Source organism: Leptolyngbya sp. Cla-17, from assembly GCF_016807185.1.
In the GTDB taxonomy this organism is placed as follows: domain Bacteria; phylum Cyanobacteriota; class Cyanobacteriia; order Leptolyngbyales; family Leptolyngbyaceae; genus ULC077BIN1.
In genome coordinates, this window is sequence record NZ_JAEVYN010000002.1 from 2,210,356 (window position 1) to 2,231,479 (window position 21,124).

At 50.6% G+C, this 21,124-nt stretch carries 16 protein-coding genes and 3 pseudogenes; 6 read left to right on the plus strand and 13 right to left on the minus strand.

Annotated elements, in window-relative coordinates; genetic code table 11:
• Positions 1–28: 28 nt before the first annotated feature.
• Positions 29–244, minus strand: a complete 216-nt coding sequence (locus JOY44_RS21020; RefSeq protein ID WP_171575470.1) for a ribbon-helix-helix domain-containing protein — start codon at positions 242–244, stop codon at positions 29–31.
• A gap of 173 nt (positions 245–417) precedes the next feature.
• Here JOY44_RS21020 and JOY44_RS21025 point away from each other — a divergent pair, with 173 nt between their 5' ends.
• From JOY44_RS21025 to JOY44_RS21045, 5 genes are all read left to right on the plus strand, one after another.
• Positions 418–1,032, plus strand: a complete 615-nt coding sequence (locus tag JOY44_RS21025; RefSeq protein WP_197985629.1) for a hypothetical protein — start codon at positions 418–420, stop codon at positions 1,030–1,032.
• A complete protein-coding gene (locus JOY44_RS21030) occupies positions 1,029–1,340 on the plus strand; it encodes a helix-turn-helix domain-containing protein (RefSeq protein ID WP_171575471.1) in 312 nt (103 codons plus the stop codon). The genes JOY44_RS21025 and JOY44_RS21030 overlap by 4 nt, the downstream gene beginning before the upstream one ends.
• A gap of 102 nt (positions 1,341–1,442) precedes the next feature.
• Complete coding sequence (locus JOY44_RS21035) at positions 1,443–1,706, plus strand: hypothetical protein (protein ID WP_171575472.1); 264 nt, start codon at positions 1,443–1,445, stop codon at positions 1,704–1,706.
• Positions 1,703–1,903, plus strand: a complete 201-nt coding sequence (locus tag JOY44_RS21040) for a hypothetical protein (RefSeq protein ID WP_171575473.1) — start codon at positions 1,703–1,705, stop codon at positions 1,901–1,903. The genes JOY44_RS21035 and JOY44_RS21040 overlap by 4 nt, the downstream gene beginning before the upstream one ends.
• Before the next feature lie 97 nt (positions 1,904–2,000).
• Positions 2,001–2,294: a hypothetical protein gene (locus tag JOY44_RS21045; protein ID WP_171575474.1), complete on the plus strand. Its 294-nt coding sequence runs from the start codon at positions 2,001–2,003 to the stop codon at positions 2,292–2,294.
• A 2-nt stretch (positions 2,295–2,296) separates the two neighbouring features.
• Here the strand turns inward: JOY44_RS21045 and JOY44_RS21050 are convergent, their stop codons facing one another.
• The gene (locus tag JOY44_RS21050) at positions 2,297–6,583 is read right to left on the minus strand and encodes a caspase family protein (RefSeq protein ID WP_171575475.1); all 4,287 of its coding nucleotides are present in this window, start codon (positions 6,581–6,583) and stop codon (positions 2,297–2,299) included.
• Between the two features lie 81 nt (positions 6,584–6,664).
• On the opposite strand from JOY44_RS21050, the gene JOY44_RS21055 reads away from it, so the two are divergent.
• Positions 6,665–7,054: a CU044_2847 family protein gene (locus JOY44_RS21055; RefSeq protein WP_171575476.1), complete on the plus strand. Its 390-nt coding sequence runs from the start codon at positions 6,665–6,667 to the stop codon at positions 7,052–7,054.
• Positions 7,055–7,384: 330 nt separating this feature from the next.
• Here JOY44_RS21055 and JOY44_RS21060 read toward each other — a convergent pair whose 3' ends face one another.
• The 11 genes and pseudogenes from JOY44_RS21060 to JOY44_RS21105 all read right to left on the minus strand — a co-directional run bounded on the left by JOY44_RS21060 (position 7,385) and on the right by JOY44_RS21105 (position 20,946).
• Positions 7,385–8,014 carry a WD40 repeat domain-containing protein gene (locus JOY44_RS21060; RefSeq protein WP_203032078.1) on the minus strand — a complete coding sequence of 210 codons (630 nt, stop codon included), beginning with the start codon at positions 8,012–8,014 and terminating at the stop codon, positions 7,385–7,387.
• A 102-nt stretch (positions 8,015–8,116) separates the two neighbouring features.
• A pseudogene (locus JOY44_RS32925) lies at positions 8,117–8,206 on the minus strand (hypothetical protein); the annotation flags it as partial.
• Positions 8,207–8,211: 5 nt separating this feature from the next.
• Positions 8,212–11,157, minus strand: a pseudogene (locus JOY44_RS21065) (caspase family protein); the annotation flags it as partial.
• A 278-nt stretch (positions 11,158–11,435) separates the two neighbouring features.
• A complete protein-coding gene (locus JOY44_RS21070; protein ID WP_171575477.1) occupies positions 11,436–11,966 on the minus strand; it encodes a hypothetical protein in 531 nt (176 codons plus the stop codon).
• A gap of 30 nt (positions 11,967–11,996) precedes the next feature.
• Complete coding sequence (locus tag JOY44_RS21075) at positions 11,997–12,863, minus strand: AAA family ATPase (RefSeq protein WP_171575478.1); 867 nt, start codon at positions 12,861–12,863, stop codon at positions 11,997–11,999.
• Between the two features lie 3 nt (positions 12,864–12,866).
• On the minus strand, positions 12,867–14,777 hold the full coding sequence (locus tag JOY44_RS21080; protein ID WP_171576172.1) for a Mu transposase C-terminal domain-containing protein: 1,911 nt from the start codon (positions 14,775–14,777) through the stop codon (positions 12,867–12,869).
• Positions 14,778–15,641: 864 nt separating this feature from the next.
• A pseudogene (locus tag JOY44_RS21085) lies at positions 15,642–16,036 on the minus strand (IS1 family transposase); the annotation flags it as partial.
• Between the two features lie 49 nt (positions 16,037–16,085).
• Positions 16,086–16,954, minus strand: a protein-coding gene (locus tag JOY44_RS21090; protein ID WP_171575481.1) for an IS630 family transposase whose coding sequence is annotated in 2 segments (ribosomal slippage) — positions 16,086–16,625 and positions 16,628–16,954 — 867 coding nt in all. Because the reading frame shifts where the segments join, the coding sequence is not laid out codon by codon here.
• Positions 16,955–17,012: 58 nt separating this feature from the next.
• The gene (locus JOY44_RS21095) at positions 17,013–17,426 is read right to left on the minus strand and encodes a hypothetical protein (protein ID WP_171575482.1); all 414 of its coding nucleotides are present in this window, start codon (positions 17,424–17,426) and stop codon (positions 17,013–17,015) included.
• Positions 17,427–17,472: 46 nt separating this feature from the next.
• Positions 17,473–20,562 (minus strand): caspase, EACC1-associated type, encoded by a 3,090-nt coding sequence (locus JOY44_RS31570; RefSeq protein WP_197985633.1) that lies wholly within the window; start codon positions 20,560–20,562, stop codon positions 17,473–17,475.
• 9 nt (positions 20,563–20,571) lie between these two features.
• Complete coding sequence (locus tag JOY44_RS21105; protein WP_171575483.1) at positions 20,572–20,946, minus strand: hypothetical protein; 375 nt, start codon at positions 20,944–20,946, stop codon at positions 20,572–20,574.
• Positions 20,947–21,124 lie beyond the last annotated feature (178 nt).

The following is a 21,124-nucleotide window of genomic DNA, read 5'->3' on the forward strand; positions in this document are numbered from 1 at the left end:
AGGTGAAAATTGCTCCTGAAGGTATCTCTTAGCCGATCTCATCTAACTGATCGAGGTTAAACTTCTCCACAATTTCCTTTTGCTCTGCCTCCTCCAACCAATGCTCGATCGCCTCATTTACCAGAGCATTGACAGACGAGTCCTTCACCGCTGCCAAGATTTTGAGAATCTTGTCGGTATCAGTTGGCAAGTAAACGCGGATTTGAGCTTTTTTCTCTGCCATTTCGGAGTCAGGGCTAAACATCTCCTCTAGGGCTATTCTCCCTTATCGCAAGATGCATAAAGGGTAATTGTCACTATGCCCTATTGCCCTATCGCCTTAAAGCTTCTAAACTAACGTCAAAGGCCAGACCCACAGCTTTGGTCGGCACGGGGTCTGGCACTTACTCCCACTTCATTAGGAGCAGTTTCAATCCTATGCCAAATCGTTCCAAAACAACTCGACTGTGGTGTCGTCAAACACCACCTTGCCGCACTCCTAGCCCTGCCATAGTATCTACAGGGACTTACCAGGCAGGCTATCAGCAAGCCTTGGCTGACTTTGCCATTGCTGATTTGCTTTGCCGCCTCAAAACTTACTCCGATGCCAGCTTCGATGCCGCCTGGGTCGTGATCAAAACTCAGGAAGCCGAAACCCTTGCTGCTAGCCTCATCCAAACCCTGACTGCCAATCTCGACGGTAAACTTCTCGCTGCTTATTTGGATGCCTTACGGAGCAGCACACTCGACACCTCGAACGCTCTGTCCAGCCTGCAACTCCCACCCCCTGCAACTGACCTACCGACCACTTTCCCCGATGTCGAAATGCCTCGGTTTCTCTACGGCGATCGCCTGCGTTGGATTTCCAATGGGGAAATAACTGATTGGGGCATTGCGATTGGTCGTTTCTACAGCTTTGCTCCCCATCGCTGCTGTTGGCACTGGTGCTACCTCATTTGGCTCGATGCCGACTCGCCTAGTGCCGCATGGGTGCAAGCTGACATTGCCTGGGAAGACGACCTCGAACCAACGGTAGCAGAGGAAACTCTATGAACCCCCGTTCCCTTACCCCACGCGAACAAGCCCTGATTGACCGCTACAGCTATTGCCAGCTTGGCATGACACCCCAGACCTTCTATGCCAAGTGGCACGTCAGCCAGGAAGCGATCGCGGCTATCTGTTCTCGCTCTACGTCTACCGTGCGCTGTTGGTTCCGTCGTGGTCGCAGCTATCGTCGTCCTACTGCGATCGACCTCCGTCACCTTGCCCTGATGGACTTTCTGCTAGAGCATTTTGAGCAAATCCCCGAAGACCTCCGCTCTACACTTTGTTTTACTCAACCGGAAGACAAAATCACCTGAATTCCAGAATGTCAATACCACCCTGACCTGTTTTGACTCGCCACCTTCTTTGTAGGGTGGCTTCAGTCTTTTGACGACATCAAACAACTGGAGGCATTCAAGGTGAACCAGGGTCAACGAGTCATCGCAGAAATCAAACTAATTCGGTCTGCTCTAAAGCAGCAGGGCGATCGCATCCAAAAACTACCCCGGCAGGCGGTCTGGGTTATTTATCACCATAGTGGCAAGTCCTACCGCCTGACGTACCAGCCTGTTCCTATCAGTGCCTGGTCGCTGCATCCGCCTGACAACAATGCTTCTCGCCTTCTGGGGGTAATCGATCAGGCGCTCAACAACCTTGCCACTAGCGACAGGAGGCGAGCATGACGTATCACCAACAGCTCCATCCCTGGTGCATCGTCCGCTTGCTGTCCAGGATGCAGCAACGTGTAGTGGCTCGTTTTCGCCGCCGCAATGATGCCGAAGCCCATCTACGCATCCTTCGTCAACAGGCTCCAAGCCTGCACTACGACATCATGTTTGATACTGCCCCTCACCAAGCCAAGCTGCCGGGTGAGGGATGAACGGCTTTGGGTTTCAACACTCACTTTCCTGGTAAGAATATGGGCAAAGTCGAGCCAGGGCAGACGATTCGGTTAAAGCAAGCACCCCAAGAGTAGCTTGGCTTATGCTCTGAGTATCACTGTGGAGTATGTGGATGCGGTCTGTAAGGGAGTGGCTGTAGACACGATCGCTGCCCTCAAGTTCTGCCCCCACTGCTGGGTGCCGGGAACACCACCTGACCCCATGTGGACACACCCGCGCTCTAAGCATTGCTTCGCCTGTGGGAGTCAGTTGCGCGATCGCTGCGCTAGTTGCAGGAACCAATCGTGTCGCTCAAGTTTTGGTTCTGCCCTTACTGCGGTCAAGCTTAAAAAAGTAATGCTCCTACGCTCTCTGCCAGATAATCTGTAGGCTTAAGCATTGTTTATATCAAGTGACTCCCGCTCCCAGACATACTTGCGGCAGACTTCACATGCGGCTCTTGCTTCTTCAGTTTGAGGATTTTTGAAATAAGGGTGATGACGGATGCGATTACAGCAGATGGCTAACCAGTCTTCCCATGTACCAACTGTCCATAGACGAATTGTGTGATCATCACTCGCACTGCCAATTATCTTGCCGTCCGGACTAAATCCTACTGATTTGACAGCAGCTTTATGTCCCTTAAATGGTTGCCCTATCGTGTTGCCTTGTATATCCCACAGTCGAACTGTTCCATCATTACCACCACTAGCAATTAGTTCCCCATTTGGACTGAATGCAATTGACCAAATAGACCCCTTATGTCCCTTAAATGGTTGTCTTACCGCGTTGCCTCGCATATCCCAAAGCCGGACTGTTCCATCATTACCACCACTAGCGATTAGTCTTCCGCCTGGGCTAAAGGCAATTGACCAAACATTCCCCTCATGTCCTTCAAACGCTCTTTCAATTGGAGTTCCCTCAATAGCTCTCAACCAAATTGTTCCATTGGAGCTAGTGTTAACAATTGTCTGACCATCCAGACTAAATGCTACTGACCAAACCGAGCTGTGATGCCGACAAAGTTTATCCTCACAGTTCCACCAAAATCTTTTTATTCGATTTCCTTGAGCATCCGAAAGTTGGATTTCCCCGTCTTTACTACCACTGATGATTAACTCACCGTTCGGGCTAAATGCTACTGATTCAACAGAATCCCCATGTTCTTCAAAGGATGAACTTATCAAATTGCCCTCAATATCCCAAAAGTGAATTTTTCGATCACTTCCGCCACTCACGATTGTTTGACTATCAGGGCTAAATGCTACTGACTTCACTGAGCCTTTATGCCCTTGAAAGGATTGCTTGACCAAAGTACCGTGAGTATTCCATAGATAGATGGCTCCTCTGATATCGCCGCTTGCAATTAATTCACCATTTGAGCTAAACGCTATTGATTGAACAGCATCTTCATGCCGTGCAATCGGCTGATTGAGCGATCCAGTTTGCAGATCCCATAGACAAACTGTGTTGTCACTACTGCTACTCAAAAGTTTGGTGCTATCAGGACTAAAGACTACTAAAGTAACATCAGCCTCATGACCTAAAAGCGGTTGCCCGATCTGGTTACCACTCAAGTCCCACAGTCGAATCGTCTTGTCAACACTGCCACTAGCAATTCTAGTACCATCAATACTAAATGCCACTGATACGACAAAGGATTGATGCCCTAAAAGCGGTTGCCCAATTGGGTTGCCATTCAAGTCCCACAGTCGAATTGTTCTATCATCACTACCGCTAACAATCCTGATTGCATCCGGGCTAAAGGCTACTGAAGTAACCCTGTCTCCATGTTCTATAGGTTGTCCAATCGGGTTGCCATTCAAGTCCCACAGTCGAATCGTCTTGTCATTGCTGCCACTGGCAATTCTGGCACCATCCGGACTAAATGCCACTGACCTGATAGAGTCTTGATGTCCCAAAAATGGTTGTCCAATCGGGTTGCCATTCAAGTCCCACAGTCGAATCGTCTTGTCATTGCTGCCACTGACAATTCTGGTGCCATCCGAGCTAAATACTACCGACCTGATGGAGCCTTGATGTCCCAGAAATGGTCGCCCGATTGGATTGCCGTTTAAGTCCCAGAGTTGAATTGTTTCGTCACTACTGCTACTGACAATTCTCATGCCATCCGGGCTAAATGCGACTGAAGTAACAGTAGACTCATGTCCCACAAATGGTCGCCCGATTGGTTTACCATCCAAGGTCCAAAGACGAATCGTGCCGTCCCGACCACCACTGACAATTGATTTACCATCCGGGCTAAATGCGACTGACCAAACAGTATCCTCATGTCCCTGAAAACGATTACACTCACGAGCATTAGTCATTGCCTGATGTAAGCTATTTTGGATAGTTCCTAAAAGGCATTGATTCGGTTTCTCAAGGTTCAACTTCACCAATTGAAGAGCAAGGACTAAGCCCTCTAGAGGTTGGCGTTGTAGTAACTTAATTGCCTCGTCGGCTCGTGCATTTAAAGCTCCTTCCGATTTTGCCCATTTAATGGCTGCTTCCCGTTCCTGTTCTCGCGCCTTAGTTAGTTCATAAAATTCTTTTAATGCAGAAGTTAAGTAAGGTTGTAAATTTTTGCTTTGAACTTCAACTTGCACTAACAATCCTTTCGGTAGCAGGAAGTCAACACTCCGCTGATGCTGTTCCCACTCGCGGCGAGCATTTTCCATGCGGTCTATCAACCTCCGCACATCCCGATCTCCCTTGCGCCACTCGGCAAACCGTACCCATCCATCTAGCAGTGCTTCATGCGCTAAATCCACCCAGGAATCTAAATTGGCTTGTTCCTGCCCCGTTACCAGCAAACGCCCTTGTACCAATCCACCGTCATCTTCAAGTAATCCACGCAACAAGTTTTGAGCATTGCGATCAGCGTCTGCGATCGCCAATAGCTCAGATTTAGGGCGACGCTGGCGGGTGTCCTTTTCTGCTTCTCCGGTTCGCACTAACCGCAGAAAGATTCGTTTAATCCATGCCTGCTCTTGCTCACTTCGTGGCTCTGTCGGGGTGTCCCGCTCAAGGTCTCGAAAGTGGTAGACCTGCTCAGCATGGAAGTTCAATGCTCCAGTCAAGCCTCCCAGGTTTTCATACTGTTCTAGGGTCAGCAGCTTTTGCTCCGTGTCTCGTTGCTCCCATAGTTTAGTCAGAGCAAATTCTAATAAGGGCAGGAACCCTGGCTCTTTTCCCACATCGTCCTGAATCTTGAAGAGCAAGCGTTCCTCGACGTTGTATCCCTGCCGTTTTGCAGGTTCCACGATCGCATCTCGTAAATCAACCCCGGTTGGTGATGCCAGGTACTTGGTTTGCGTTTCAATCAGTTGGTGCAGTGCGGGGTAACGCAGACAAGGTTCAAGAAAGTCTGCTCGCATCGTGATGACCACTGCCAAACGAGCATCAGGGAGATTGACCACCTGAGTCAGCAGGTCAATAAAGCGCTGGCGATCGCCCTCATCTGGGCAGAGCGTAAACACTTCCTCAAACTGATCCACCACCAATAGAAAGCGTTCTGGTACTTCCTGATCGGTGGTAGTCGTTGCATTAGAGAGTCGCTTGACCAGAGCAGGTAACGGATCGGGGTCAGTTTTGATGAGTTGATGGAGTTGCTGAATGTCGCGGTTGGAGCGAGGGAAAAACGGTTCAAAGACGGCTCTCAGCGCTGCCAGTGGGTCGAATCCTGGTTTGATCGAGTCAAGTATCTGCCAACCTGTTGCCGCTAGCCAGGGCATCAATCCAGCTCGCACCACTGAAGATTTACCGCTGCCGGATGCGCCAATCACCGGAACAAACGGCTGTTGCTCTAACCGTTGCCGGATGTCTTCAACCGTTCGCTGCCGCCCAAAGAAGAAAGCTTGTTGCTCTGCGGTGAACGCTTGCAACCCTTGATAGGGGCAGATGGTTTCTCCCGCTGCATCCACGATCGCCGTTAGCCTCGTTGGCTGCGGTTGATGGTTCATGAGCGTAATCAAGCCGCCATAACCCATGCGGAGTGGTTCTTGTCCACTGCCTCTTAGCTCTCTGGCAACAGACTCAAACAAGCGATCGCCCGTCACCTGTCCATCTTCGTTAGCATTTGCCTGAGATAGCCCTGTTAGCAAGGCTCCCGTGAAAATGCTGTGCTGCTCACGCTTGATGGCGTATGCCTGCTCAAAGCCCCGGCAAGCGGTGATCAGGTAATAGTCCTTGTGGGTACTGAAAGCAGTAAAGGTCTTCTCGACCAGACTCCGTTCCAGAAAATCACCGCTGTGGCAGGAGTCAAACAACATGACCAGGCTGCTTAACTGGGATTCCTGAATCAGGTCGTTGAGGCTATCGAGGGGCACTGCTCGCCGTGCTTCGATCACTTGCTTCCCTTCAAGGGCGATCGCGGTATCTGACGTTGACAGGTAGGCTCTGGGTTTACCAACCACCGGATCAACTACTGGAATGCCATGCCCAGTGAAGTAAAGCAGCACATCGTTCTGAGTTGCTTGCTCTAAAAGCAAAGTTCGTAATGCCTGAATCAGCTTGGCGCTCGTGACGGCTCCTTTCAAGACAGTCACCTCTTGAAAGTCACCCCCTTGCTTCAGCACCGCTGCAACCGCTGCCGCATCGCTGGCAGGTTTACTCAAAGGCTTGAGAGGACTCTGGTATTCTGAAATGCCAATTACAAGGGCATAACGACGAGCCATAAAGTTAAGTTTTCCGGGATAGGACGGACAATCGCACACTTTCAGTAATAAGATAACCTCGAATTTTCTCTCAGGTCACCCATGGCAGACGTACAACCCGTGCTCCTTCAGGACGAAGACGGCACTACTTACACAATCTATGTTGAATCGACCGCGCCTATTATCTTGCCGCCCGATCTGCCCTCACCGGGAGAAATAGATGAAGATGAGCGCGAGTCGATGGGGATTACCGACGATGCGATCGCCAAACTCAAAGAAATCCACGGGACGATTCGCGCCTATGCCTGGTATGCGATCGGTGCCTTCAAAAACTTTGGCGATGCTGAGGTAGAAGAACTGAACCTGAAGTTTGGGCTGAAGATTGGCGGGAAAACGGGAGTGCCGATCGTTACGGAAGGTTCGGCGGAAGCAAACTTTGAGATTTCCGTTAAATGCAAGTTTCCCGATAAACCGAAACAAGCTGGAGGATAAGCGGTTATGCTGCGATCGTTGGAGCGTGAATGATTCTGCTTCGAGTGTGAATGGTTGAGGTTCGAGCGTGAATGATCCAGTTTCAAGCGTGAATGTTGGAGGTTCAAGCGTGAATGTTGGAGGTTCAAGTGTGAATGGTTGAGGTTCGAGCGCGAATGTTGGAGATTCAAGCGTGAAGGTTGGAGTTTAAGGAGGAAGGCTTACGCAAACCTCGGAGGTTTTGACCAGAAATTGAACCGCTGACCAACCTCGGCACTTAAACCTCCGAGGTTTTGGTAGGAGCGATTCAGCTTTGAGCCTGAAGAGTGCTGCTTTGAGCGTGAGTGCCCGCTAGCCTTCACCCAACCCATACTCTGCCGCCTGCCGCAACCGTTCCGCTGCCAGCGCAGTGTTACCCAATCGTGCCAGATCATTCCCCTGCCGTCGCAGGATTTGTGCCAGATCCCTGCGCCCTGACCCCTCAGCCCAGGCATATTTTTGGCAGGTAGCGCAGGCTTTTTGTGTCGTGGTGATGGCTGGATCGTCCGAACGCAGAATCGCACCGGGGTCGGCGGTGAGCAGGTCGATTTCCGGGTCTGCTGAGACCAGGTGATAGCCCAGGCGCGCACTGCAAACCCCCAACCACGCCTGCCAGTTGCCCCGCCACAGGTGAATCGTGTTGTCAAAACTGCCACTGACAAGGGTCTTGCCATCCGGGGAGAACGCCACCGATTTGACGCCGGATCGATGCCCCTGGAAGGGTTGCCCTAGCGGGGTGCCATCAAGGCTCCACAGGCGAAGCGTTTTGTCCTCACTACCACTGACAAGGGTCTTGCCATCCGGGGAGAACGCCACCGATTTGACGCCGGATCGATGCCCCTGGAAGGGTTGCCCTAGCGGGGTGCCATCAAGGCTCCACAGGCGAATCGTTTTGTCCTCACTACCACTGACAACGGTCTTGCCATCCGGGGAAAACGCCACCGAGTTGACAGAGACTTGATGCCCCTGGAAGGGTTGCCCGATCGGAGTGCCATCGAGGCTCCACAGGCGAATCGTGTTGTCATTACTGCCACTGACAACGGTCTTGCCATCCGGGGAAAACGCCACCGAGTTGATCCAGTTTTGATGCCCCTGGAAGGGGGTTGCCCCATCGGGGTGCCATCGAGGCTCCACAGGCGGATTGTGTTGTCATTACTGCCACTGACAACGGTCTTGCCATCGGGGGAGAACGCCACCGAGTTGACAGAGCCTTGATGTCCCTGAAAGGGTTGACCGATAGGGGCACCATTGAGGCTCCACAGGCGGATTGTGTTGTCATTACTGCCACTGACAACGGTCTTGCCATCGGGGGAGAACGCCACCGAGTTGACAGAGCCTTGATGTCCCTGAAAGGGTTGACCGATAGGGGCACCATTGAGGCTCCACAGGCGAATTGTGTTGTCATCACTGCCACTGACAATCGCCTGACCATCGGGGGAAAACGCCACCGAGTTGACCCAGTTTTGATGCCCCTGGAAGGGTTGCCCTAGCGGGGTGCCATCAAGGCTCCACAGGCGAATCGTCTTGTCAGAACTGCCACTGACAATCATCTGACCATCGGGGGAGAACGCCACCGACCTGACGTGGTCCTGATGTCCCTGGAAGGGTTGCCCTAGCGGGGTGCCATCAAGGCTCCACAGGCGAATCGTGTCGTCATCACTGCCACTAACAAGGGTCTTGCCATCCGAGGAGAACGCCACCGACCTGACGCTGGATCCATGCCCCTGGAAGGTCTCAGGCAACCGTGCCAGATCGAGTGCCTGATGCAGGCTTCCCTGAACCGTACTGAATAACTGGGCTGGAAAGTTCTCCAGGTTTTCTCCCATTGCCTGCATTGCTAGTTCCAATCCCATTCGTGGTTGTGCTAGCACAAGATGTTGTGACCTTGCTGACATCTCCCGTAACCTGGACTCTGTCAGTGCCCGTTGCAGAGTGGTAATTCGATCCTGCTCGTGGGCATCACTCCGTTGCCAGAAGGGTTCATCTTTACTCAAGTCTTGCAAGTAGGGAATCAACGCCTGCCACTGCTCTCGCACTTCCGCCAGCAGCCCACCCATCATCAGGTTACGGTCTTTTTCTGCTGGCTTCAGGTTGGGGTTCTGCTGGTCTTTCTCCCACTCCAATCGGGCTGCCTCCAGCCGTTGGCTCCACCGCCGTAACTCCCGACTTTCCTGACACCAACCATCCAGTCGTTTCCAGCCTTTAATTAGCGCCTCATGCGCCAGGTCAATGGTTTCCCGCTCTGAAACTAACAATCGCCCCTTAATCAAGCTTTCCAGCACCAGTCCTATCTGCTGTTGAGCCTCTGGTGTCTCACCCGCCAGTGCCACCAGAGTCGATCGCGGTTGGCGTTGGCGGGTATCCTTTTCGCCCTCCCCCGAGCGCACCAGCCGCAGTAATATTGCCCGTATCCAGTCTTGCTCTATCTGCGATCTGTTCTGTTCGGCAGACAGATTAATCTCGCCAGTATAGGGGTCGATGTACTCACAGCATTCGTAAATCTGATCGGCATGGGCATCGAGAGCACCCGCCAGTTCGCCAATAGTGACGTATGCCCCGGCGGTCAGTGCGTGTGCTTCACTATCGCGACACTCCCACAGTTTCGTCAAGGCAAACTGCAACAGCGGCAAAAATCCCGGTTCTTCACGGGTGTCTTTAACGATCTCCGCCAGCAGCGCGGAAGTCAGGTGATAGCCCTGTTGCTCAGCAGGTTTGGCGATCGCATCCGTCAAATCTGCTCCTGTTAGTGGTGACAGGTAAACCGCCTGCGTCTGAATCAACTGCTTCAGCGCCTCATAATGCAGACAAGACTCCACAAAATCTGCCCGCATCGTGATCACCACCGACAGGCGCGAATGCGGCATCGTTGCCACCTGGGTCACCAGTTGAATAAACCGTGCCTGCTCCGCTTCATCCAGACAGACCGTAAACACCTCCTCAAATTGATCCACCACCAGTAGAAACCGAGCGGTATCGGGTAACTGCTGAAGCAGGGGTTGCAAGCCTTCCGGTGCTTTCCGCAGCAAATTAGCCAGTTGCACCTTGCTTGTTAACTGCTGTGTTAGTGACTCCAATGGTTTCCGCAATTGAGTCAGCGGTTCTTCTCCTGGTTTAATCGGCTCCAGCACCGTCCAATTCGTGCCACTCTGCTGCAATGCTGGAATTAACCCCGCCCGCACCAGCGACGACTTGCCACTACCTGATGCTCCGATCACCGGCACAAACGCACTCTTTTCCAGCTTCTGCCACAGCGCCTCCACATCCGTCTGTCGCCCAAAGAAAAAACGTGCCGTCGCTTCTGTAAAGGCCTCTAGCCCTTGATATGGACAAGTCTCATCCGGTTCGATCGGAGCCGCGATCGCATAGCTGACCACAGGAATTGCCCCGCCCATCCCCAAGAAAATTGGCTCCTGCCCGCTGCCCTTGAGTTCGCGATCGATAAAATCAAGCGCATTCAAAGCCGTCACCACCCCTTGCTTGGCCTGCTCCGGCAACAAGCTCTCCAGCAACGCCCCTGTAAAAATGCTGTGGGTCTCCCGCTTTAGCGCATAAGCCTCCTGAAAGCTCCGGCACGCCGAAATCAGAAAATAATTACTCTTAGAAAAAGCCTGTAAGCTCTGCTTGACCAGGTCATCCTCAATCAAAAAACCGCTGTGGCAGCAGTCCATCAGCAGCAGCAAACTGCTCAAACTTGCCTTCTGCACCAGCCCATTCAGCTTATTGAAGGAAAAGCCATCTTCCTGCGAGATAATTTGCTTCCCCTTGAACTTCACTTTTGAACTCGAAGTCGCCAGGTAACCCCGCTGATCAAACTCGCTCTCCTCTACAGTGAAGCCATGCCCCGTAAAGTAAATCAGCGCATCCTGGATATCCGCCTGTTTCAAGAATTTAGTCAGCTCTGCGTCCAGCGTGTCGTAGTCTACCCATCCCGGTTTTGCCTTGGTTCCATTGAGTAACGTGACTTCCTGAAAGTCGCCATGCTTTTTCAGCACCTCGGCAACAGCCTGGGCATCACTTGCAGGCTTAGACAATTCATTCAGATTGGCGTACTTGCCAATACCAATGACAAAGGCATATCGCTTCATGCTTAAGGGTGTGTGGGCGATCGCTAAAGAACTTGACCATCACCATAGCCTAAAACTTTTCAGAAGTAAAAATTAACGTTGGCTTTTGGAGGTAAGGTATCCCGGCAGGTTTATTCAGATGATGCACCCTGACAGCGATCTTGAAAACCTCGGTATCTTGACAAAAAGCAGAGAGCAGTTCTGATATGTCCCCTCAACCTAATGAAGGCAGAATTGGAGAGATTTACTAACACTGAGGGCATTTAGAGAGAAGTCATTTTGGGAGGCAATCGCCCGTCTCATCCAGTTCTCTTAATTCTCTCTTGATACTTCACCATCGATGTAAAACGCATCTCACAATGATGACACCTCCCGTCGGTCCACAGCGCCGGAATCTGAAAGGGCTTTTTGCAACTAGGGCATTGCTCCAGCAAACGCAACGGATGATGTGGACAAACCGCAGCAATATCCTTGTGCTGCCACGCCATCCGATGACAGGGCACTTCAGCATAACAAGCCCCACAGAGCCGAATGGGGCGGGGTTGCAAGGTTATTTCTCGACTCGGCAGCATAGCTTGCAGTCGTCCAGTTTCGAGTCCAACTAAGCGGACGATCGCTCCCAACTCCTGCTCTGTTGGAAACGGATTGAAATAGAGTTTTTCCCCACGGGCAGTTACTGAACCAATACCTGCCGCTTGCCCTAGAGCATAAGCCGAGGGCAAACTGTTCGCCTTAAATCGTCTTAAACGCCCCAGGTAGTGGCTAATACTCTCATGCTCCAACGTTTCCACAGACCCTAGTCGGGGCAACGTTTCATCAAGCTGACTCATCGCAGACTCTCCTCTCAAAACGATCGATGCTCAGCCTTCACCCAACTCTGACTTCTTTCTGGATTCTGGGGGGACATAGCGCTTGCCATAACGATTGGCAATATTGTGCAAAATCGCCTCATCAACCTTCCGATGCCCCTTCTTCAACGAGTGCAAAACCGCCTTGGTCAAAAGCTTAATCAACGTACCCATCTGGGCTTGAGTACTGACTGCCAGAAGCTCAAAGAGAGTCCCTTCTGACAGATTGGAGGCTTGAGGCAACGCCAAAAGATCCAGTTCGATCGTCCGCAGGGTCTTCTGAAAGTCTTCGTAGTCCAGTCTGTCAAACTCAAACAGCGTCGGAAAGCAGGTCAGTAAATCGAAGTTTTGCAGGCTGCTATCGAGATCCTGCCCACCGATGAGGATGATGGACACCCCCGACTCTTCATGTAGCTGCTTCAGGTCAACCAACGCCTCCCGTTGCAGATTATCGGCATTGTCCACGAGCAGAAGTTCAATGCCGAAAGGCTCCAGACAGCTAGCCAAGCGGGTGCGTAAATCGTGCCGTCTGCCCCTCGGAGCCGCATGGTGAATGTCTTTGAGGATTTGGGAAAATAACCGCTTAGAACTTGAGTTTGACCACGCTTTGACACAGGACACCCGTTTGCGATCCTCTTCTCGGTAATGCACCGATGAGCGGCTCTTGCCCACATCTCTCGGTCCAATCACTCGACCACACTGCTTTAGCAGGCGCAACTCATCCAGCCATCGAAAGTATTGCGAGGCGCGATCGGTCGGGATAAAAGCAGTCTTGAATAGCTCCTCGATCGCAGCCGTTCTGCTCAGCACATCGGTTAAGTCGAGCTGAGGTGCCAGAACCTCCACCGGAACCTGAATTGCCAGTTGTGATTGTGCCATGCCTTACCAAATCCTCTTCAACGTCTGATTTTTGGAAACTACAAGTTTGTGTCGCTCTTCTGGTGGCGGAGTAGACGCAGCAGGTTCAAGGATCTGTGGTGTCGCTACGGGGAGGGGTAAAAGGGCTTGAGGCTTCCTTTGTTCGGGTGTAACCCTTTCAGGCAGGAGTTCCATTGGGTTGCTACTGCCAGCAGCGTTGCCTGCACGCTCCTGCCGCAAGGCCACCACGTTCGAGTTCTGCTTACTGTTGCCTCGCAGCTTTCGCTGTTCTGAGCGCTGCCGTTCTTTCTTTTCTTGCTTCCGTACCTCTACAAGTTTTTGGCGCTTATCCAAAGCCAGGAGCGCATCATAGTTTGAATGGGCACGCTTAGCCGTGCTCCGGACTTTGTTCAGTTGCTTCAGTTCCTCCAGGCTCAGGTCTTGAGTGTCCATATTGATCGCGTGAGCAAAGCCAATAAACTCCCCGGCAGCATCACCTGTCGCTTGGCTGTAAATGTATAGGGTCAGAATATGGTCGGGGTCATAGCCCAACGTCACATACTGACCTTGCCGCGATCGCAGTTCTTCACAGCGGTAGGTCAGGTTTTCAAAGTAAACAGATCCATGCGCTTGAACGACTCGTTGCTCCTCTTTCATCAAACAGATATCCAACTCACGCTCACTCAAAGGCTCAGGCAGTTTGCTTCCCATTCCTCTGAACCATTTCTCAAAACGGGTATCTTTCGGAGAACGGGTATCTTTCGGACCTTTAGGATAGAGCCCGTGATTGTAGTCGTCGCAGAAATACTCAGCTAGAAACTTGTCGATATCCTCCAAGGTGAGACAAGCTTCCTTCTCGGCTCGTCTTGCTCCTTCCTTATTCTCTTCTGCGTTTTTGCCTTTGGATATATATCCCGGAAGAGGAGCTAAAACTTCAGTATTGATTGTTTTGAAGACTCGCTCTTGAATACCACCTTGAATCGGTCGATCGCGTAATTCACACTGAAATCCCAACTTTTTACCAATAGCTTTGATAAGCTTTGCTTTACTTAAATCCTTGCCACCATCAGTGAAGAAGTACTGTAGCGGCAAGCCACAAACATCCCAAGGCTTCTCAAGCTCATACTCTGGTGGATAATGCTTAGGTAAAGCGGCATGTCTGAGGGTAAGAGCAACTTCATGCGCCCCTGGTTGCTTGTGCCACAGATGATAGCCAAGCACGCAGCTTGACAAGGTATCAACAACCGTAGTAAGCCAGGGTCTCCAAGGTAGAAGGTTGCCTTCCTGATCTACAATCCGAATATCTAGCTTGGTATGATCGCACTGAACGATTTGATTGCTGAACTCCGCTTTGAGCAATTTCCCATCCCGTGTCTCAACCGTCATCCAAGAACCTGACCCCGGATTGCGGATTTTTTGTTTCCGCTTTTGCCGCTCAATCAGGGGTTCCAAAAGCCGATAGATCGTTGCCGGGTGTGGATGGTCACCTTCTTCATGCCGCAGATCAATCACAGCATGTCGCTTCACCTCGCGCACTACGTCAGCGGGCTTGAGAGGATGCTTCTGCTTCAGGCTTTGCTCGTAAACCGTTCGGATATAGTCTTGCCAGTAGTCATCAATCCGGTGCTGTCCTTTGTCAGCACGCTCAATGCCTGCGGTTTCGCGCAACTGATCCTCTTGGTACTGATTGAGCATCCGCTCAACCTGACGCGTTGAGATAGCAAGAGTCTGGGCGATCGCCTGCTTCCGTTCAGCCTTCACTTTTCGATTGGGAGACTCAGCCAGCCACTCAATGAGCCGAAAACGCAGCTTTTGTGGCTCTGATGCGTCCAGCACGATTTTGGCTGGGTCAGTGTCGAAAGCGCGATCGCTCAACATAACCTCATCCAAGGCTTGCGAATCAGTGTCTAAACAGGCAACTTGGCTTTCGTCCATCGGAGATTGCCTCATTTCTAGCGTAGGTAGTAAAAATGTATCACTATCCTCCCGATACAGCTAGAGTATGCGACATGAAATTTGCGAGAGATTAAGGGAACGTAGATCGCGACCTGAGTTCGCCTGACAGCCATCTTTTTTCAGGCTCTTTCCTGCTCATTGACGATTCTCGCTAGCGCCAGCTCACGAAAGAAGAGGCGACAGGCTCCTCATACATGGTGCAGGAAGAAGCAAAGCGACACTGACAAGCATCCCCCAGCAACTTCATATCCCTCATATGTCACTCTAGTTAAAGTAAAATCCAGGCAAAACGCTGAAAGTCTTTCACCGACTGCTGTCTGGTATATACGCTTCATTGTCAAATGTTTTGAAATATCGGAAATAAGCTGCGTATGCTAAGACTCAAGCCGTATAGAAGCTTCAGCATTTTTGATTAAATTTGCTTTTCCGAAAGTGATTCAAGAGGGATATAGCAACGGACGGAAGACTTAGGACAAGGGTCAATTCACAAAGCTCACGGGTGTTGATGTTCATCACCAATCTGTCCTAACACACCCGGCGACAGCTATACCATCACACTTTCCAGGCGTAGATCGACTGGCAAGGCTGGTCGATCGCCATAGCAGCCGGAGCGGCGATGACCTTAAAAAACGACACTCAATTTGCGAAGCGGGTTGACACAGAAAAACGTCACTTAATTTGCAAAGTTAACTTTACGACACGCAACTTGCGAATCCGGTTGAATGTCGCTTTTCTGGCAAAAAGCTCTTAGATTACTTGGTGAGCGGTCGTTTGAGGTTGGTTATGGTGAGCGAAAATGGGCTGCGAACTGCGACATTTAATGTGCGAACGTACATAAACACCCACAATCTCACGAGTATCGGCATCAAGCGCTAACCAGACCCATTGCTTGTTCTGCTTGTTGTCTACAAAGGACCACAATTCATCACACTCAATCGTCAACCGCCCCTTTTTTTGGGTGTCACCTGCACTTGGCGAGGCACCTTTGCATACTTCTCATTGACGGAGGTTTGCAGCCACTGCTCAGAAACTTGCGCTGCTCGAGCGATTCCAGCTAGAGAAATGCGCTCCAACAGCAAGCGGTCAATCAATTCCCGTGTGGCTTGGTCGATTACTTTTTTGGTCGGTTGCTCGACAAACTGTCGTCCACAGTCCTGGCCTTTGAACCGTTGTTTACCGTTGTGGATATGACCATTCTTGACCGTTTGGGAGGACCCACAAAGGGGGCAGGCTGGCATGGCAGGAGAGAAGCATAAACTCTACTGCTCCATCATTACATCTTGAGCACTACCAGTTCTTAAACGCGGCATCGACACAATCCCGAAAGTTGTCAAATTCATCCCACCGTTGCCGCATCCAGTTTTTGAGCACAAACCACCAACGCTCAATCTTGTTCAAGTCAGGAGAATAGGTCGGCAGATACCAGATCTCACATCCTGCTTCAGCCACCAGTTCAGTGATGTATTGAGAGCGATGAAAACTGGCATTGTCAATCACAATGACATCACCGGGTTGCAATTGAGGTAACAGACATTGCTCTAACCAGATTTCGAATAAGTCTCGGTTGCACGAACCTTCAAAGGTTAGTGGAGCAATCAGCTTTCCTTGACAGAGTGCGGCAATCCAACTGACGCGCTCAGTTCGTTTACCCGATTTGAGCGCGTGGAAGCGTTGCCCAACCTTGCAGTAGCCGTAGGCATAGTCCTCTCGGTTATCAATGCCTGCTTCATCAACGTACACCACCTGAGCCGTTGGTTTTGTCTTCAAGCGTTCCTCAAACTCTTGACGCTTGAGGTCATCGCGTTCTTGATAGCCGTAGGTCTTTTTTTTCGACTTAATCCAAGTTTACCTAACGCATCACTGATGTTTTGCTGACTCACCCCGTCTCCCCACAACTTCGCCATTTCCCCTTGGCTCTTGCCGCCATGCTCTCGGACAAACTCACGAAACCGTTGCCAATCTGTGATTTTATGTCTACATCCCTGCTGATAGTGAGTAATCGCTCGGCACTCTCCTGTTTGCTCTTTTCGCTTCAGCCACAGGTCGAGGGTGTTACGACTGATGTTGAACATCTGACTCACATGACTTTTGCCTTCTCCGCGCTCAACTGCCGCGATCGCTTTTTGGCGAAGGTCATCGCTGTAGGGTCCTGGCATGGGCAATTTCTCTATGCACTCTCATCCCTATGATATGTCCTAGCACTGATTTGTAGCGCTATACTAGTCGCACTATTGTGTATGCAAAACCAAAGAGCTGCTGAATTCTTAAGCGTTGCCCTTTAGGTGGAAACAACTTCGATGAAAAGGTTGTTGTCGCATAGGCATTTGCTGCTTGAATTAACTCAAATGCTTGATTCCTAGAAAGCCCCTTCTCTGTATAAGTTTGAAAAACTTCTGGTAAACAATCGCTCGTTCTACCGTTCTTCTGCAATTCTCGCCGATCTTGATAGAGTTGCAGAATGTCTTTTACACAGCGGCTATAAACTCCTGGTGTGTTGAAGGTAAAGCGAATAGGAACGGATATTGGTGAATCATCAGAGCTTGGTTCTGGCTCTGAACATCTACCAGAACACTTCTCAGTTGCTTCAGAAACAATGACTTCATTTGCTCGATCTAAGGCTGCATTCAAAATTGAAACAAACTCTTTTCGACTGATTGCATTGTTAGGACGAAATTCACCCCCTGGGGGACTGTACTCTCAGTCTAAGTCGAGTGGGTGTTGGTTGAAGTGTTGGTTGAGGTGTTGGTTGAAGTGTTGGTTGAGGTGTTGGTTGAAGTGTTGGTTGAGGTGTTGGTTGAGGTGTTGGTTGAGGTGTTGGTTGAAGTGTTGGTTCAGAAGGTTGACTTGGTGAATTAGCTGGTTCTGTATACCCTGGATCAGGTGATGTAGTAATGACTGGTGCCGTTGCAGGAATAGAAGCAGCAATTTGAGTTTCTGCTTTCTGAATGATTGGTTGTGCTTTCTGTTTCCAGAAAGGATGAGCGGTTACTTTATTTGCGGAATCAAGTGCAGCTTGCCATTTTCTTTGCTCAATTGCCTTCTGTGCTGCCTTCAAATTGGTATCATTAGCAGCCCATTCCTTTTTCCATTGAGCTATAAGCGGCTGCACTTTCTTTCCAGCAGCACTGCCAGCAGGAATAACCTGAACAGCCGCAGTAGCATCATCTAACTTGCCATCCTCATACTGCTTAGTTGCTTGCTGAATCAAACTCTCTGACCATTGACCAACCAGTTTTTTAGCTTCACTGGCAACGAGTGCACTCGCAGGAATTTTTCCAGCTTCGGTAATAGCTTCCTTAAACTTGCTGTCTTTCGCCAGTTGTTTTGTCTTTGCCAGGGTCGCTTGAGCATTTGCAGTTTGGCACTCATTCAGCAAGGCTTGAGCATCAGCATAAATGCGGGAATCTTGCTTAATTCCCTGTGCAGCATTGGCACAATCATCGTATTTGCTGGCAACCTTTAAATCCTTAATGCGTTTAAGGGTTGACTCTTCTGCTTGCCGAGCCTGTCCATTGATCACAAGTGTGGTAATGCCACCCAAACCAACAATTGCCACACCCATTCCAGCCAGCACCATTGTTTTCCGCGATCGAGGTTTGGAGATCGGTTTCGGCACTGGTTCCAGCAGCGGCAAAATTTTTGGCTCAGTCTTTGCCTCTCTTACCTGGCTTTCCGGTTCTGCAACCGTTAGCGGCTCTAAAGGTTGGAGCGGTTCTGAAGGCAGTTCTATGAAGCTGTCTTCAGTTGTCACTTCACTTTGAGGAAGGATGACGACTGCTTCTGGCTCTAAAGGCAATTCAACGACAGGCTCATCCGCTAGATTATTAACCTCTTTACTTGCTAAAAGCTGCGCTTCGATGCGTGTGGCATCCTCATCACACAGTTCCAATACCTGCTGGAAGCGTCGAATTTCCTCGCGGGTCGATTCACTTAAGGGGTACTCAAACTGAATGGATTCACTCAACACCTGCTGATACTGCTCTAGCTTTTGCAGATGTTCCTCGATCTCAGTCGTAATGCTGGTTTGAATCGGTGCAATATCCTCATCGCTCAGATGCAATTGCTCCTGGCGTTGCTGCAAGCTCAGTCGCGTTTCTTCACCAAGCGGATACTGCTGCTGAGTCGCCTCTGTAAATGCTTGCTCATACTGGCGCAGACTTGCCTGATGCCTTTCAATTTGAGCCAGAATGGGCGCTTCCACTCTCTGCACATCGGCGGCAACCAAGCCCAACGTGTGCCAGGTTTGCTGCAATTGCTGACGAATCACCTCATTCGGCTGATACTTGCCTTGGGTCGCTTGAATGAATGCCTCTTTGTACTGCTGGAGCTTCTGCTGATAGGTCTTAATCTCAGTCGTGATCTTGGCTTCAACGGGCGCAACATCCACTTCCGCTAAGCCCAGGCTTTCCCGGCAGGACTGTAACTCTAACCGTTGAGACTCACTCAAGGGATACTGCTGCTGCACTGCCGCAGCAAACGTCTGCTCATACTGCTGTAAGTGCTGATGGTGAGTTTCTACAGCCGCCGTAACACGTGCTGTAATTGCCTCTACCTCAACGTTTGTCAGTTCCATCTGCTGCTGCATCTGACGAAACTGTTGCTGTCGTGTTTCACTCAAGGGATACGCTTGTCGCAGCGCTTCTACCAATGCTTGCTCGTAGGCTTGCAGATTGTGCTTGTGAGCTTTCAACGCGGCTGTTACCTGCGCCTCAATTGGCACTGTATCTTCGTTCCTTAGCCCCAAAATTTGTTGCAGATTTTGCAGATCAGCGTGATCACCTTCGCTGATTGGCTCATCGCGATCGCTTAATTCCCTAAACACTTGCTCGTATTGCTGGAGCTTGTCCCGAAAATCCTTGCGGTACGGTTCGAGAACGTCATCCTCGATCGCTACTGTTGTTGCTGCCTCCAGTCCTAGCCGCGTTCTAAACACATCCAACGTTCTGCGCCCAACAAATGAAATTTCACCCCGATTAATAAACCGGGCGACTTCTTTGCGATACTTCTGCACTGGATCGCCAGGAGGCACTTTCGCCAACCGAATCTTGAAGCCTTCCCGAATGGCATAAATCTCTGGCTTCAGTTCTGGCTTCACTTCGCGTACTTTACGACTGGCATACTCATGAAGCTCATCGATTGAGATCACTTCATCCCCATCGAGATCCGCTTCTCCCGTTTTGATACCCTCGATCAAGAAGCGGGTGTAAAGCGATAGCTCTTCCCCCTCTTGCTCAAACGAGTACTGGGTCGAACTGGAAGAGGTGAGTACCGCTCGCCCTTCGCCGCCTAGCTGCGTGCGGACATCAACAGTGCCGTCATCTTTTGCTGATAAGCCTTCCGCAAAAGCGCCACTAAAGCAGCTATCCAGCACGACAACCTGTCGCTTCGATCGGCTACGACTCATGCAATCATGCACAAACCTTGCTTCCACTGCTGTTGGGCTAATCAATTCGCCTCGAAGCGTTTTACGAGTGCTGCGAGTTGCCAGATAAAGCTTGCCCGCATCATCCTTGATACCGTGCCCTGAGAAGAAAAGCAGCAACAGGTCATCTCTATTTCGACTGGCAAACAAATTGTAGATGGCTTCTTCCATCACCTGCCGATCAGGATTCTTCAGTGAGGTAATATCTGCTCCTGTAAAACCGCCGATCTTGGGGTCCAACAGCACTTCCTGGATCGCCTCAATATCTTTAACTGCCGCAGGTAAAGGATTCAACCCCGGCTCGTATTCACTGACCCCAATGAGCAACGCGACCTTCGCCATTTCGATATCCTATGCTGCTGCAAATCTCTGTGCTGCTTCGATCGCCGCTTCCAACTCTTCTCGACTGCTAGCTTTTACCTTGAGCTTCTTGCCGTTTGCTTCGACTTCCAGCTCGATCGCTTTATTGCCCAAGCGATCGCCCAAAAAACCCATGACCTTTTGGGCATTCTCTTTATTCACCTGAGCCGTCAGCAGTCCTACCAAAATTGCGCCCACTGCTTTGTTCCCTTCCGGTGGATTCGGATCGAGAACCCGATCTACCTCTACTTCGTCCATCTGCTGCAATTCAGCCATGAACCGTTGCGCCTGTTCTTCCCGTTCTTCTGCGTCGAGGTCAGGGTCATTAAAGGCGATCGTCAGCTTAACGTTTGAGGTGTCTGTCATGTCACTCCTATCTGTGTGAAGAGGTCTAGCGCATTTATTCCTCTTTATAACAGCCGAAAAACTCCACATCCGCAAAAGGAAGAAATTTTAACGAACTTTATAAAGCTTTCCAGTAGCTTCAAACTAGTCGTAGCAGCCCTTCAATTGAAATCACAAGCTGTTTGTCGTAAGCGCTTTT

What these genes read in the sequence shown, in the direction of transcription:
- JOY44_RS21020 (WP_171575470.1), bottom strand. Translation starts at nt 244, where the DNA reads ATGTTTAGCCCTGACTCCGAAATGGCAGAGAAAAAAGCTCAAATCCGC.
- JOY44_RS21025 (WP_197985629.1), top strand. Translation starts at nt 418, where the DNA reads ATGCCAAATCGTTCCAAAACAACTCGACTGTGGTGTCGTCAAACACCA.
- JOY44_RS21030 (WP_171575471.1), top strand. Translation starts at nt 1,029, where the DNA reads ATGAACCCCCGTTCCCTTACCCCACGCGAACAAGCCCTGATTGACCGC.
- JOY44_RS21040 (WP_171575473.1), top strand. Translation starts at nt 1,703, where the DNA reads ATGACGTATCACCAACAGCTCCATCCCTGGTGCATCGTCCGCTTGCTG.
- JOY44_RS21050 (WP_171575475.1), bottom strand. Translation starts at nt 6,583, where the DNA reads ATGGCTCGTCGTTATGCCCTTGTAATTGGCATTTCAGAATACCAGAGT.
- JOY44_RS21055 (WP_171575476.1), top strand. Translation starts at nt 6,665, where the DNA reads ATGGCAGACGTACAACCCGTGCTCCTTCAGGACGAAGACGGCACTACT.
- JOY44_RS21070 (WP_171575477.1), bottom strand. Translation starts at nt 11,966, where the DNA reads ATGAGTCAGCTTGATGAAACGTTGCCCCGACTAGGGTCTGTGGAAACG.
- JOY44_RS21075 (WP_171575478.1), bottom strand. Translation starts at nt 12,863, where the DNA reads ATGGCACAATCACAACTGGCAATTCAGGTTCCGGTGGAGGTTCTGGCA.
- JOY44_RS21080 (WP_171576172.1), bottom strand. Translation starts at nt 14,777, where the DNA reads ATGGACGAAAGCCAAGTTGCCTGTTTAGACACTGATTCGCAAGCCTTG.
- JOY44_RS31570 (WP_197985633.1), bottom strand. Translation starts at nt 20,562, where the DNA reads ATGGCGAAGGTCGCGTTGCTCATTGGGGTCAGTGAATACGAGCCGGGG.
- JOY44_RS21105 (WP_171575483.1), bottom strand. Translation starts at nt 20,946, where the DNA reads ATGACAGACACCTCAAACGTTAAGCTGACGATCGCCTTTAATGACCCT.